The organism is Streptomyces sp. NPDC005303 (assembly GCF_040607335.1).
Classification (GTDB): domain Bacteria; phylum Actinomycetota; class Actinomycetes; order Streptomycetales; family Streptomycetaceae; genus Streptomyces.
Genome location: NZ_JBEXGM010000037.1, coordinates 12,063 through 24,542, shown reverse-complemented (window position 1 = coordinate 24,542; position 12,480 = coordinate 12,063). Strand labels below are relative to the sequence as shown.

Here is a 12,480-nt window from a genome sequence, read left to right as displayed (position 1 = left end):
GACTTTGCAAGCGGGAGCCGGAGTCGTTTCGAGGTGACTATGGGAGTCGCCTTCTGACTTCAGCGAGCTGCGGGCGCTCCGTCTGCGTGCCCTCAGGTGTTGGCTTGACGGGGGCGTTGGGGTTGAAGGTGCGGCGGTAGGCAGCGGGTGAGACTCCGAAGGCTGCTCTCATATGGGAGCGCAGGGAGTTCGCGGAGCCGAAGCCGGAGCGGTGGGCGACCAGATCGATCGACAGGTCGGTGGTCTCCAACAACTGTTTAGCCAGTTCGAGCCGTTGCGCGGTGAGCCACTGCACCGGGGTCATGCCGACCTCGTCGCGGAAGCGACGGGTGAAGGAGCGCAGGCTCATCCTGGCGTGTTCGGCGAGGCGGTTGAGGGAGAGGGGTTCGCCAAGGTGTTCCAGGGCCCAGGCGCGGGTGGCGGTGGTGGTGGCGATGGTGGGTTCGGGGACCGGGCGGTCGATGTACTGGGCCTGCCCGCCGTCCCGCCAGGGCGGTACGACGCACACGCGGGCGACGTGGTTGGCGGCGGCGGCGCCGTGGTCGCGGCGGATCATGTGCAGGCACAGGTCGACGCCGGCGGCGACGCCCGCGGAGGTCAGGACGTCGCCGTCGTCGACGAAGAGGACCTCCTCGTCCACCTTGACGCGGGGATAGGCGCGACGGAACTCGGGGGCGAGGTGCCAGTGGGTGGTGGCGGGCCGACCGTCGAGGAGTCCGGCTGCGGCCAGGACGTAAGAGCCGGCGCAGATGGACACCAGCCGGGTGCCGGGCCGGATCAGGGCGATGGCCGCGGTGACCTCGGGCGGCAGCGGACCGCCGCGGCTCAGCTCGGGCATGGCGTGCGTGGGCGGGACGATCACGGTGTCGGCGGAGGCCAGGGCTTCCGGGCCGGCCGCGGGTTGCAGGGTGAAACCGGCGTCGCTGAGGACGGGGGCTCCGTCGGCGGTGCAGACGGTGACCTCGTACAGCGGGCGTCCGCCCCTGTCCAGGACGCTGCCGAAGACCCGGGAAGGGATGCCGAGCTCGAAGGGCGGGACACCGGGCAGGGCCAGGACCGCGATGCGGTGCGGTTCCGGCGCCTCGCCGACCCGCTTGGGGTGGGAGTCAGTGCACGGCCCCTGGCTCTGGGTCATGGCCAGATTCTGTCACATAGTGGCCAAACGGCCAACGCCATGGAGGGTGCGCATACCGGATCGTGGAGTGCGTTGCACCGGGAACGGCCCGGGTGGCACATCCGATCCTCAGGAGCTTGGCATGACAACGATCGGTTTCATTGGTAGTGGCAACATCGGAAGCACCGTGGCGCGACTCGCGGTCGCCGCCGGTCACGACGTGGTGCTGAGCAACTCGCGCGGCCCGCAGACCCTGCAGGATTTGGTGTCCGAGCTGGGGCCGAAGGCGCGCGCCACGACCCCCGCGGAGGCGGCTGCGGCCGGCGACATCGTGGTGGTGACCGTGCCGCTGCGGGCGTACCGGGACGTCCCGGCGGAGCCCTTGGCGGGCAAGGTGGCCATCGACACCAACAACTACTACCCGGAACGCGACGGCGTCTTCGACGAGTTGGAGGACGGTTCCAGCACCACCGGTGAGCTGCTGCAGAAGCACCTCCCACAGGCCCGCGTGGTGAAGGGGTTCAACAACATCTGGTTCGAGCACCTGCGGTCCCTGGCGCGGCCGGCGGGCAGCGCGGACCGGTCGGTGCTGCCGATCGCCGGTGACGACGCGGCCGCCAAGCAGGCGGTCACTGAGCTGTTCGACAGCCTCGGCTTCGACACCGTGGACGCCGGCCCGCTCGCCGAGAACTGGCGCACCCAGGTGGACACCCCGGCCTACGTGAACCCCTACGGTACATACGGAGTGCTTCCCGGCACACCGGCGAGCATCCAGCTCGTACGCGAGGCGCTCGCCGCGGCGAAGCCCGCCGCCTGAGACCTTCCTCGGCTCCGGGCCCAACCCGGCCGAGCCCGGAAGGCCAGGCCAGGCCGGGCCGGGCTGGCCGCGGCGACAGTGCCGACCGGGTGTCACGACCGCGCTCGTCCGGGCACGGAACGACGACGCCGCGGTGACCCGTCGTTGGGTGCGATCCATCCAAATTGCCAATGCGAAGTCAAAAGTACGTCCGCACACTGGAGGTTTCCATGCCCAAGGGCTACTGGGTCAGCGCCTACCGCACCATTAAGGACCCCGAGAAGCTGGCTGCTTACAGCAAGCTGACCGCTCGGGCCGTCGCGGCCGGGGGCGGTCGGATCCTCGTCCGTGGCGGCCGTGTCGAGGCGCATGACGCCGGAATCGCCGAGCGCACCGTCCTGATCGAGTTCGACAGCTTCGAGCAGGCCGTCGCGACACACGAGAGTGCGGCCTACCAGGAGGCGCTGGTCGCCCTCTCCGACAGCGTCGAGCGCGACTTCCGCATCATCGAAGGCATCGACTGACCGGGGCTCAGTCGACGACCTGCCCAGCGTCCAGCTCCCACAGGCACCGGGTCGGTCCACTGCGCGACCAACTGCGTGACAACACCCGATCAAGCGCAGACAACCTGTCATCGCAGGTAAGCAATCTGCTGAAGTGCCTGCAGAACGAAGAGGTCGAGGGTTCAAATCCCGCCACCCCGACCCAAGTCAGGCCCCCTTCCGATCATGGAAGGGGGCACGTCCCCGTCGCCAGCGACATCAAAACTGGATGCTGTGGTTCTCGGTCGCGGACGCGACGCGGATGGGGATGGTCACGAGTCCGAAGCTGATCGCACCTGACCAGATCGTTCGGGGCATGGCAGACCTCCGCAGTACGCCCCGAGCACGATCAGCCTAGGAGCCACGCCGTGCAGCGGCATTCCGAGGGGTCAGGACGGCTCTGCTCCCGGCATCGGCCGTCCTAAAGCGGCCGGTAGCTGGCGATGGCACCGCCGGGGTCGTCAAGGATTGCGATGCGGGCCGTGATGCGTTTGCCGACCGGCTCCCTCGACTTTCGGCGTTTTCGTTGATCGTCGTTGGGGTCGCTCAGAGTAACTAGATCCTCTCCAACGGAACCGCGGGCCCCGCGACGCACGGCGCGGCCGTCCACTGCGGTGCCGATCATCCAGGCAGGCCCGAGGGCACCCCCGAGTCAGGGCCCCTGGCAGCCCTCGTACGCTTCTCCGATCGCTCACAGCGGAGGAGACGACGAACCGATGATCGCCAGCTTTGTGGGGCTCGTGGTGATCCCTATGGTCATAGCCGGGCTGGCCCGGTGGGCGGCGGCAAGGAGGCGGCGCGGCCTTGCAGCGGGCCGGGCCGTGCACTTCCGCTGCCGACTCGACGGCCACAAGGGCCGACTGCTGGTCGACCCACGCCTCGACGGGCCCGTCTTTCTGGACCGTTCCGGGAACGTCACCGCCCTGCCACGCGGCGGCGAGGCCCTGGACGCGACAGTCTCCACCAACGGCCGGCCCCCCTTCGAGAAGGTCAACCTGCGCTACCGGACACCCGAAGGCCAGGTGCTGCGGCTGCGCTTGGCCACGCACGATGCGCGGACCCTCGGCGCCTGGCTGGGCGAACAGCCCCGCCCGGTTGCCGCGCCCGCCCGACGGCTGCTTCTGCCGGCCGCACCGCCATGGGCGGTACTCGCCCTCGCGGCGTCCCTGTTCGTGGGCCTGGCCACCGCGGACGTCGCGCTGCTCGGGAAGCACACTGCCGCCGAGGTCGTCCGTGTGGACCGGGACGACGACAGCTGCACCGTCGGCTGGGACGGCGGCGCACAGCGGGCGGCTGTGGACTGCGACACGACAGACGTCCGCTCCGGAGACCGCATCCGGATCACCGCCCTGCCCTGGCCCTTCCTGGGTGAGGCCGTGAACACGCGAACCGTCCTGAGTGTGGTCGCCGTGCTCGGAGGCGGCCTCGGCCTGCTCGGCCTGAGCGGTGCGTTGATGGTCAACCCGCTGGCCTGCGCCCGACGCGTCCGGCTGGCGCGCCGGGCCCGGCCGGCGATCCCCCCGCCGGCGGCCGCGGGCGGCGAGGCGGGCGAGGACAGGTGGCCCGCCCTCGATGACGACCTGAACTACGCGAGCCTCGCCGCCGCGGCCCGGCACGGCGATCGCCATCGCCCGGGCCCCCGGGTGACCCCGCCGCGCCGCGGCTTCGGCCGCACGTCCATATCGCCGCGCATCTGGGTGCTGACCACCGCCCTCGGCACCAACGCCTGGTACTCCCTGGGGTTCTCCTCCGCCGCCATCCTCGAGGACCACTTCCGCCTGGGGCACTGGCGCTTCCTCGTGTTCGGCACGGTCGGCATCGCGTCCCTCGCCCGGATCGGCTGGGTCGCGACCGACCGCTCCGCCCTGTGCGGTCCGGTACTGCGTGCCGCGCGTTCGGACGCCGGGAAGGGCACATGGCAGCCCATGCGCTACGTCCGTCTGTGCCGGGATCCCGGCGAGATGGCGCTGGTCCTGTTCCGACCGGAGGGCGGCGAGGTGACAGCGCCGCTGTTCCTCCAGCCGATCTCCCGATCCCGCGGCAGTGAGCGCCGCACCGTCGGCGGTCCCGCTCCGGTCGGCGAGGCCCTGGTGCTCAACACCGGCGTGGGGCCGCTGATCTGCGAGATCGACGGCGTCCGCTACCTCCCCAGAGGCCGTGCCACCGAAGCCGCGACCGACCCCGCACGAACCCGCGTCGAACTGCGCAGCTTCGCCGAGAGCCATCTCCGGCCGGTCGGACGGAGCTAGTTCAGACGGGTGATGTGGCGTCATTCGGCCGCGCAGGCTAGAGACAGCAGAGAAGCATCGGCGGTGCTTCTGTCTCCTCCGGGGGAGGATGTCGCGGTCGCCGACGTGCCAGCGGCCCATCTCGATCAGGTCCTCGACCACGCGGCGGAGTTGGGCGGCGGTGACCTCGGCGACGTCGTCCTCGGGCCCGAAACGGACAGCGATTTGCGACACGTGCTGCAGGTTGCCTTCAGCCGGATCTTCACGCCGGGTGCGGTGCTCCGGCGGCGGTTCCTGGAACATGTCCTCGGGGTCAGTGCCGGTCGTGAAACTGGCCGGGGCGTCGGTGGCGGTACAGGTGAAGGCTTCGATGTGGGTCCACTCCCCCGGTAGCGGCTCGGGTTCCTGGTCGTAGACGAGAAAGCTGATCTTGACCGGCTCCCACTCGGTGGAGCCTGCGGTGATGGTGAGGCAGCTGTCGGTGGCAGTGACGCGGGTGCGGGAGGAACCGACAGCCGCCCAAAGCCCGCGATGCGGGAAACGCCGTGGAGGAACTGGGTCCAGTGCCCGCGAGAGCAGTGAAGAAACCAGGGAAATCGACCGTGTGTTCTCGCATTCGCCGGGCACGAGGAGCGACGGAGGTTGATAACTATGGTTCCCCTGCTTCTCGTTCTTCTGCTGGCCCTGATCCTCTTCGGCGCGGGCTTCGCGCTGAAGGCACTGTGGTGGATCGCCGTCATCGTGCTGATCGTCTGGTTGCTCGGCTTCGTCATGCGCTCCGCGGACACGGGCGGGCGCAAGGGACGCTGGTATCGCTGGTAACCCGCCACGCAGCAGCATGCCTGGGGGCCCCGGATGGATCCGGGGCCCCCAGGCATTGCATGTCCCGGAATCAGGACATCTCTCCCGCAAAACGGTGTAACCCTCACCGTCCCGGGAACCGGGCCTCATAGCTGGGGCCCGGCGGGCAGTGGAACCTGCGCCTCCAACCACCGGACCCCAGCCACCCCGACATCGCACAACGCGCCGCGATGCTCTGCCCGGCCATCCGCGCGGCCTGGGGCTGTATCCCGCTGATCAAAAGCGCCGGGTGGCCCCGCCGGTCGAGCCGGCCGGGGCCATGCCCCGTCACACGCGGCATCACCTCGTGCCGCGGGGGTGCGGGGAACGAGGTCAGTGGTGGTGGCCTCCGCGGTGGTGACGGCCACCCCAGGAGGCGTCGTCGATGAAGCGGTCGTGGTCGTTGCGCAGGGTGGCGGTGTCGGAGTCGTTGTCCCACACGTAGTTGCGGCGGTCCATGTACAGGTCGCTGCCGGTGTCGCGGCCCTCACCGGTGTGGATCCGGACCGTGGCGCGGCCTTCCAGGCGGTAGTGGTCGAAGGTGTAAGTGTGGCCGTCCTCGTCCTGCAGGGTCCAGCCGTCGAGGTTGACCGCCCGGCGGGTGGTGTTGGTGAGCTCCACCCACCTCCTTGTTCAGTGAGCGGCGCGAGCGGTCGTCACGGCCGGGCGAGTCGTACTGCACCGCACTGATCTCCACCTTCGCCCGCTCGGGCCGGGTGTGGTCGGCCGCCGACGCCGGCAGCGCCACCGCCCCCACGATCGCGGCGGCCGCGAGTGCGGCAGCGGAGAGACGACGGGCGGTCACCGTGGAAGAAGACACAAAGCCCCCAGGCTGTACGAGCACCCGACCATCCCTGCCATGAGAGCGCCGGGACGGACTGATGAAGTGTGCGGGAGGCGGCCGGTCGGCCGCACACCCACACCATGGCCAACCCGTGCAGGTTATGAACGCAATACGCGCGCTCCGTTACTGTTCGCCCATATTTCAGTAACTCTCGCCTGTAACATCCATTTATGCACCGAATGCACCCAGTTGCCGCTCTCACTGGCCGCCATCCCGTGCAGGCGCTGCTCACCCAGTCCTGACCGCCACGCTGCGCCACCCCAGCCCATACCGGCGGCTCACCCGAAAGTGCGTAACAGCTCACCGGCTCTCCCCCGGCGCCGGTGCCTACGAGCGGCTGGTCACGCACGGCGGGCGTGCTGCTGTGCTGGTTGGAGAAGACGATGAGCCGCCTATGACGCCGTCGGCGTGACAAAGCCCCACAGCCGCAACCGCCCATGGGCATGGAGGGCTCTCCTCTCGCACATCCACCCACTGCAGGAGGAGACAGACATGACCATCGCTCTGGATCACCACACGACGCAGGCCTTCGTCGACCCCTACGCCGCCGACCCGGAACAGACCACCTGGCCTCCGGCCGCAGCCTCAGCAGGGCAGGACACGGACTACCTGCTCCCGCCGCCCAACCCCTCCGAGCGCCTCAGCATCCTCATCGACCCCCGCGACCAGCGCCGCCTGGCCCTGCACGCCGCGCTGACCACCGCTGGTATCCCGCCGCGGCCCGAGGACCGCGACGCCATCAACCAACTCAGCGCCCTGCCCGCCCACATCAACACCATCCTGCAACGCTGGCTGAACCACACGTCGTGAAGCGGACAGAGACACGCGGGGCCCGTCCCGCTCTACGCCGACGGACCCCAGAATCAGGTGCCGGGCAGGTTCCGCTCACTGCCCGTTGGCCTAGGCCGAAGTGGGCTGTCGCCTCGGGCCACGCGGTCAGCCCGATAGCGGGCGTCGGGCGAAAGGGTGGGGTGTCGAAGCTCCCGGGATCGCTGCCGGTGCGAGCGGCGGGAAGGACCGCTCCAGAGACGGTCCGGCGTAGGTCTCCTGCCAGTGGGGGCGCGGGGACCGGGCGGCGTTCCCGCGCCCGGACGCAGGCGCGTTGCGGTAGGCGTCGTAGCGTTCCAGCTTGGCGACCAGGCGGGGGTAGGACATCGTGCGGTCGATCTCCGAACGCGCTGGAGCCGTTGTCCAGGAGCACCACGCCGTCGGGCACCAGGTTCCCCGCTGGAGTGGGGTGGGCGACTTCCACCTGCCAGTCGGCGTGATCCGCCAGCTCCGCCTGGTGGAAGGCGACGACGGTGTCGACCAGGGCCAGGCCGTGCTCCCGCAGGCCCGTCTTGCTGGCGGCGATGCGCTTGCCGGTGGCCCGGCTGTCCCCCGGTGCGAGTTCACCGGAGGCTGCGGCTTCGGCGAGGCCCGCCGGGGTGCAGTACCAGTAGCTCTGCTGCGCGCGGTTGGTCCGGCCGACCAGAGCCGGGGATTCGGCGAGCAGGTTGCGCAGCGCACGCCGGACGTGGTCGGTGTCCTGCTGGTGCGGCAGCAGCAGCGCCTTGAGCTGGCGGGGTGTGGCCAGGCGCACCTGGGCGAGCGTCAGGAGGACTTCGCCCCGGATCTCCGCGCCGGCCTTCGCCGCCTCGGCTTCTCGGGCCCGGGACGCTTCTCCAGGCACATCAGTGCTGGGAGAAGAGGAGTTGCGGCCGGCCGGGGCGGGCGAATCGGGGGTCTGATCAGCGACAACCCCCAGACGACGGCTTGGAGCTGCGGGGCTGGGAGCGTGGCTCGCTACAGGGCTCGTTGCGGGGCTCGCTGTCGCAGCACTGTCCGTGTTCGGCGGAACAGGGGCGGTGGTCATCGTGGCCTCGGGTCTCTCCGGCCGTACGCGGCCGGATCGGTGACAGGTCCGGCCCCCACACGCGCGGCGTACGGGCCGAAGCCACCGTGAGAAAGCACCCCTGGCCCGCGGTCTGTTCATCTGCCAGAGCAGTGTCCGCTTTGCCCCTTGACCACCCCTTGACCGGACGGTTCGTCCGTGACCGACGCCACACCGCCCACAGACCCCGGGCGGCGAGACGGCGTAGAGCTCAGGGGCTGGCGGACTGGGTAACTCCCTGAGCAAGTTGACCGACGACGTCGAAGACGGTCTGGCCGAACGCGGTAGGGGCGATCAGCACGCCGAAGACCAACACGATCACAACGGTCAGCTTCTCGTCGTTCCGGCTTCGAGCCTCTGTGCGCCGCCGCAGCCGCACAAGGATGATCACCGCCAGCAGAACCGCAACATTGATCGGCAGAACCACCGACCAGCCCTCCCCGCCATACGAACGTCCCAGCACACCTGTAGCCGAAACCACTCCACGCGGTGGGTTGATTACTGATCGTTGGCGGCAAAACGCTTCTGCCCGACCGGATTCCCGGCCTTGACCAGCCCGCACAGCCGCGCACCGCCCCCCACGTGGCCCGGTGCGCACCGGGCGCGCGGCGCGATGTGTCGTGCAGGATGCAGCGCACTCCCCCGCCAGCGGTGCGTACCCGGTGCGGTTTCCTCCCGACCAGGTGCGCACGATGCGGTGCACTCCGGTCAGTCGGTACGCATCGCCGTGCGGAGTGCGCACCGCGTTGCGCACCGGTTGACGCAGCGTGAAGGGCTCAAGATAGGTGCGGGAGGGAGGGATCTCCCCTTGGTGCACAGCATTGCGCTCGCATAAGTAGGTGCTTTTCCCTGCCTGCATGGCCGTGCTGGATATGGAAGTGCCTTGCGGCGGCTCACCTCACGCGGCCCTCATCCTGTTCGGACTCCTCCTCCTCGTCGGGCAGGCGGACGTCGTCGACGGCGATGTTCACCTCGACGACCTCAAGTCCCGTCATACGCTCCACGGCGCCGATGACGTTGGAGCGCACGTCGCCCGCCACGTCCACGATGGACACGCCGTACTCGACAACGACGTTGAGGTCGACGGCAGCCTGCCGCTCCCCGACCTCGACCTTCACCCCCCGCGTGACGCCGCCGCCTGCACCGCCTCCACCGGGGACCCGTTCCCGCATGGCGCCGAAAGCGCGGGCCATCCCGCCCCCGAGGTTGTGGATGCCCGGCACCTCACGGGCGGCCATTCCCGCGACCTTGGCCACCACGCTGTCCGCGATGGTGGTCTTCCCCCGGGTCTCTGCCGGAGCCCCGGCCCCGGTACGGCCCTTCAGCGTGCTCACTCCCGCGTCGGACCGGCTGTCCGAGCTGATGCTGGTGCTGTTGTCCGTCATGGCGGTCGCCTCCGTTCGTCCTCACATGCGCCAACGCGTTGCCCTGTACACCGATCGGCGCCGGGGAGATCGTCGGACATGCCAAAAATCAGCTACGCGACTTCGGAGGCCACGTGTCCTGGGCGGAGCCGAGGCCCCGGTGTGCAGACCGCCTTTCGAGCGCATAGTGGCCCCCGTAGGCCGGCCGGGGAGCTGCGCGTACGTCCACGGCGTCATCAAGAACGAGTGCCGGCGCTCCAGGTCCGGGGTCGTGTCAGGTGACCAGCAGGCGGTTGAAGAACGAACGGTAGTGGCGCAGTGCCAGACGCAGGTCCTCGGTGTTCGCCTGTTCTCCCCGGTTCCACTGTCCTTCCAGTTCCTGTTTGTGGTCGGCGAATGTGGCGGCCAACTTCTGCATCACGTCCGCGACGAGGGCGTCGGCGGTATGCACGGCATCGCGCGGGTCGTCCACGAACTCGTTCTGCACCTCCTGCCAGCGTGTACGGAACGCTTCCTCGTCCTCCGGGGTAAGCAGCTGGGGGGCCGCGTCCTCGGCGCGGGCGCCAGAATCAGTGGCTTGGTGCTGACGGCCCGTGTCGGCTCCTGCGGTCTCGTCTTCGACGGGCTTGTTCGGCGTGTTCGTGCTCTCGCCGGGGAAGGTCGGCACTTCGGCCGGCGTGCTCGCCGCGCTCTCCCGCGTGGACGTATCGCGGGGCTGGGCGAGGTCGTCGGTGGACAGACCGCTCGCGGCGGCGGTGTCCGGTGTGTCTTTGCGTTCCATGTCCTCTCCGTTCCCGGATGCCTGGGCTTCCCGGACCGGGGCGACGGACTGTTCGCCGAGCCGTTCAGGCCGGGGCGTGGCGGGATTCGCCACCGTCGGAGAGCAGCTCGTCGAACAGGGCCCGGTAGTGCACCATCGCACCCCGCAATTGTTCGGTGGTCGCCTCGTGCCGGGTGCTGAGCGCATCGACATCGTGGGCGGCCCGATAGTGCTCGAGCGTGCGGCCGTGCTCGACCGACAGGTCCTTGAGCTGTTGCTCGAAGTCCTGGGTCGGGTATCCGCGCTCGTGCATCAAGGAGGTCACCAGGCGGTCCGCGTCGTGAACGGCGTCCTCTGGACGGTCCACGAACTCCTCCTGGACACTGGTCCAGTCCCGGGTGTACCGATCCCGGACAGTGCCGTCCAGCGGCTTGATGTCCAGCGAGTCATGCCGCTTCTCGCGGGCCCTGAGCTCACGCTCGCCGACCGCGCGGCTGTCGGCATCCTCCACCGTTCGTACGTACTCCGGACCAAAGCGTTCGCGTAGCTTCTTGCGGCGCACGACCAGCCAGGCCATCACGGCCACCACGGCGATCACCACCACGATGGGAATGATGATCGCTAGAATCGTCCCTGTTGACATCGGGCAGGCCCCCTAACGTGCGCCCTATATGCCCTCTTTGTGTAAAGTTGCCGCTGCTTCCGCGTTGAAACGGAGATGCGCAGGCGAATCGCTGCAAATTGGCGAGCTACGTCACGATGAACCAGCTGCGCGGCATCGGCTGCGACCGCCAGGAACCTCCCGGGACATCCTGCGCCGCCTGGACCTGGTTTTTCCGCACACGACCGCCACCTGCCTGGGCGGAAGGGCCGGGCCGCCCCGCACCACGGCTTGGTGTCCTCGGCCGCCTCCTCCACCCGGGGCAGCACCCGCCGCGCCCGGGGGGGTGCCCCTATGGGTTTTGGCAAGTGGCTGGGCAGTGGAGCTCAGGTGCTGCTGGTCGGAGCCGGACCGGCATAGGTGTAGATCCGTCGGAGGTGGTGGCCTCGTAGGCGTGCCAGTCGGCTGGACTGTCTTGGGGCGCCGGCAGGCTGTGGCGCCCCCCCCTCGCGCGCGGAAGCGCTGTGGAGGTGTGCCGTCCGCGTTGAGAGTGACGATCTTGGTTCGGCCGTCGAACAGCTCCACCGACACCGGCCCGGCGTACCCGGCCCCTGGGTGGGGGCGCCGGCGAAGGCCGGCCAGTGCAATTGGCCGTCGCCAGGGAACAGCCGCTGGCTGTCGGCGGGTTCGCCGGTTGCTGGCTGTTGGGGAGGTCGGCGATCTACACGTGTGTGATGCGGTGCGGTCCGAGGGCGGTGATGTGGGCGGGGTCGGCGTCGGCGGCAGCCCAGCGGAAGGAGTCCACCAGGACACCGGCGCCGTCCGCGCCGGTCTCGTCGAGCAGCGCGGCGAGTTCGGGCAGGGTGCCAAGGACGGGGTGGGGGCCGTCCAGCTCGGGCGGCAGCCCGGCATGGACGCTGACCGTCTCGACGGCGAGCCGTACTCCGTGGGCGGCGGTCGAGCGGGCCAGGTGGGCGATCCGCTCGCGTGCGAGATGCAGCGCCTTGGCGGTGGGAAGCGGCGAGCGGGGGTTGAGGACGGTGGTCGCGACGGTGCACCCCAGCGCGGCCATGGTCTCCAGCCGTTGGTCCAGGCCGTCGAGGCAGGCGTGGTAGGTGTCCGGGGCGACCAGCAGCGGGGCGGGCAGGACGGGCCCGGCGGGCAGGATGCCGCTCGCGGCCGCCACGCTCACGCCGAGCTCCTGCAGGAGGTCGCGCATCGGGTCGGCGTCGTGGGCCTGGGCCTGGGCCTGCTGGATGGAGACCTCAGCCATGGGGAAGCCGGCGCCCGCGGCCAGGGCGAGGAACTGCTCGAGCGGGATGCCGGAGACGGTGGCCGGGTTGAGGCAGGGCGCGAAGGGCCCGGCGGCGCCTGCGGGGCGGGGGGCGCTCACGCGGTGGCCAGCTTTCCGTCGAGCAGTTGCTCGCGCAGGGTGCCCAGGTCTGCCATCACGTCGGCGATGACGCGGCGGATCCGGGCGGCGCCGATGGGGGTGGCGCCGGAGGCCTCCACGATCGC

The 12,480-nt window shown here is 69.8% G+C and carries 14 protein-coding genes and 2 pseudogenes; 6 read left to right on the top strand and 10 right to left on the bottom strand.

Annotated elements, in window-relative coordinates; all coding sequences use genetic code 11:
• Positions 1 to 37: 37 nt before the first annotated feature.
• Complete coding sequence (locus ABZT93_RS34505; RefSeq protein WP_356112117.1) at positions 38 to 1,135, bottom strand: helix-turn-helix domain-containing protein; 1,098 nt, start codon at positions 1,133 to 1,135, stop codon at positions 38 to 40.
• Between ABZT93_RS34505 and ABZT93_RS34500 the strand changes: the two genes are divergently transcribed.
• Together ABZT93_RS34500 and ABZT93_RS34495 are read left to right on the top strand one after the other, a co-directional pair.
• Positions 1,017 to 1,931 carry an NADPH-dependent F420 reductase gene (locus tag ABZT93_RS34500; protein ID WP_356112116.1) on the top strand — a complete coding sequence of 305 codons (915 nt, stop codon included), beginning with the start codon at positions 1,017 to 1,019 and terminating at the stop codon, positions 1,929 to 1,931. The two genes, ABZT93_RS34505 and ABZT93_RS34500, sit on opposite strands and share 119 nt — an antisense overlap.
• Positions 1,932 to 2,140: 209 nt before the next feature.
• Positions 2,141 to 2,434 (top strand): DUF1330 domain-containing protein, encoded by a 294-nt coding sequence (locus ABZT93_RS34495; protein WP_356112114.1) that lies wholly within the window; start codon positions 2,141 to 2,143, stop codon positions 2,432 to 2,434.
• A gap of 240 nt (positions 2,435 to 2,674) precedes the next feature.
• Here the strand turns inward: ABZT93_RS34495 and ABZT93_RS34490 are convergent.
• Positions 2,675 to 2,770: pseudogene (locus ABZT93_RS34490) on the bottom strand (Ku protein); the annotation flags it as partial.
• Between the two features lie 398 nt (positions 2,771 to 3,168).
• Here ABZT93_RS34490 and ABZT93_RS34485 point away from each other — a divergent pair.
• From ABZT93_RS34485 to ABZT93_RS34475, 3 genes are all read left to right on the top strand, one after another.
• Positions 3,169 to 4,701: a hypothetical protein gene (locus ABZT93_RS34485; RefSeq protein WP_356112113.1), complete on the top strand. Its 1,533-nt coding sequence runs from the start codon at positions 3,169 to 3,171 to the stop codon at positions 4,699 to 4,701.
• 63 nt (positions 4,702 to 4,764) lie between these two features.
• Entirely contained in the window at positions 4,765 to 5,073 is a 309-nt protein-coding gene (locus ABZT93_RS34480; protein WP_356112111.1) for a hypothetical protein, read from the top strand.
• 258 nt (positions 5,074 to 5,331) lie between these two features.
• Positions 5,332 to 5,502: a hydrophobic protein gene (locus ABZT93_RS34475; protein ID WP_356112109.1), complete on the top strand. Its 171-nt coding sequence runs from the start codon at positions 5,332 to 5,334 to the stop codon at positions 5,500 to 5,502.
• 351 nt (positions 5,503 to 5,853) lie between these two features.
• Here the strand turns inward: ABZT93_RS34475 and ABZT93_RS34470 are convergent.
• Positions 5,854 to 6,325: pseudogene (locus tag ABZT93_RS34470) on the bottom strand (lamin tail domain-containing protein).
• Between the two features lie 531 nt (positions 6,326 to 6,856).
• On the opposite strand from ABZT93_RS34470, the gene ABZT93_RS34465 reads away from it, so the two are divergent.
• Complete coding sequence (locus ABZT93_RS34465) at positions 6,857 to 7,174, top strand: hypothetical protein (RefSeq protein ID WP_356112108.1); 318 nt, start codon at positions 6,857 to 6,859, stop codon at positions 7,172 to 7,174.
• Here ABZT93_RS34465 and ABZT93_RS34460 read toward each other — a convergent pair.
• The 7 genes from ABZT93_RS34460 to ABZT93_RS34430 all read right to left on the bottom strand — a co-directional run bounded on the left by ABZT93_RS34460 (position 7,134) and on the right by ABZT93_RS34430 (position 12,474).
• Positions 7,134 to 8,036, bottom strand: a complete 903-nt coding sequence (locus ABZT93_RS34460; RefSeq protein ID WP_356112106.1) for a replication-relaxation family protein — start codon at positions 8,034 to 8,036, stop codon at positions 7,134 to 7,136. The two genes, ABZT93_RS34465 and ABZT93_RS34460, sit on opposite strands and share 41 nt — an antisense overlap.
• A gap of 412 nt (positions 8,037 to 8,448) precedes the next feature.
• Positions 8,449 to 8,664: a hypothetical protein gene (locus tag ABZT93_RS34455; protein WP_356112104.1), complete on the bottom strand. Its 216-nt coding sequence runs from the start codon at positions 8,662 to 8,664 to the stop codon at positions 8,449 to 8,451.
• Positions 8,665 to 9,130: 466 nt separating this feature from the next.
• Positions 9,131 to 9,622, bottom strand: a complete 492-nt coding sequence (locus tag ABZT93_RS34450; protein WP_356112102.1) for an Asp23/Gls24 family envelope stress response protein — start codon at positions 9,620 to 9,622, stop codon at positions 9,131 to 9,133.
• A gap of 253 nt (positions 9,623 to 9,875) precedes the next feature.
• Positions 9,876 to 10,382: a hypothetical protein gene (locus ABZT93_RS34445; protein WP_356112100.1), complete on the bottom strand. Its 507-nt coding sequence runs from the start codon at positions 10,380 to 10,382 to the stop codon at positions 9,876 to 9,878.
• Positions 10,383 to 10,446: 64 nt separating this feature from the next.
• A complete protein-coding gene (locus ABZT93_RS34440) occupies positions 10,447 to 11,004 on the bottom strand; it encodes a hypothetical protein (protein WP_356112098.1) in 558 nt (185 codons plus the stop codon).
• 679 nt (positions 11,005 to 11,683) lie between these two features.
• The gene (locus ABZT93_RS34435) at positions 11,684 to 12,355 is read right to left on the bottom strand and encodes a TIM barrel protein (protein WP_356112096.1); all 672 of its coding nucleotides are present in this window, start codon (positions 12,353 to 12,355) and stop codon (positions 11,684 to 11,686) included.
• Positions 12,352 to 12,474 carry a hypothetical protein gene (locus tag ABZT93_RS34430; RefSeq protein ID WP_356112094.1) on the bottom strand — a complete coding sequence of 41 codons (123 nt, stop codon included), beginning with the start codon at positions 12,472 to 12,474 and terminating at the stop codon, positions 12,352 to 12,354. Before ABZT93_RS34430 ends, ABZT93_RS34435 begins: the two co-directional genes overlap by 4 nt.
• Positions 12,475 to 12,480: the final 6 nt, after the last annotated feature.

Bases quoted from the DNA above. Each gene is read 5' to 3' on its own strand.
- ABZT93_RS34440 (WP_356112098.1), bottom strand. From the start codon at position 11,004: ATGTCAACAGGGACGATTCTAGCGATCATCATTCCCATCGTGGTGGTG.
- ABZT93_RS34465 (WP_356112108.1), top strand. From the start codon at position 6,857: ATGACCATCGCTCTGGATCACCACACGACGCAGGCCTTCGTCGACCCC.
- ABZT93_RS34505 (WP_356112117.1), bottom strand. From the start codon at position 1,135: ATGACCCAGAGCCAGGGGCCGTGCACTGACTCCCACCCCAAGCGGGTC.
- ABZT93_RS34450 (WP_356112102.1), bottom strand. From the start codon at position 9,622: ATGACGGACAACAGCACCAGCATCAGCTCGGACAGCCGGTCCGACGCG.
- ABZT93_RS34445 (WP_356112100.1), bottom strand. From the start codon at position 10,382: ATGGAACGCAAAGACACACCGGACACCGCCGCCGCGAGCGGTCTGTCC.
- ABZT93_RS34500 (WP_356112116.1), top strand. From the start codon at position 1,017: ATGCCGAGCTCGAAGGGCGGGACACCGGGCAGGGCCAGGACCGCGATG.
- ABZT93_RS34495 (WP_356112114.1), top strand. From the start codon at position 2,141: ATGCCCAAGGGCTACTGGGTCAGCGCCTACCGCACCATTAAGGACCCC.
- ABZT93_RS34475 (WP_356112109.1), top strand. From the start codon at position 5,332: ATGGTTCCCCTGCTTCTCGTTCTTCTGCTGGCCCTGATCCTCTTCGGC.
- ABZT93_RS34485 (WP_356112113.1), top strand. From the start codon at position 3,169: ATGATCGCCAGCTTTGTGGGGCTCGTGGTGATCCCTATGGTCATAGCC.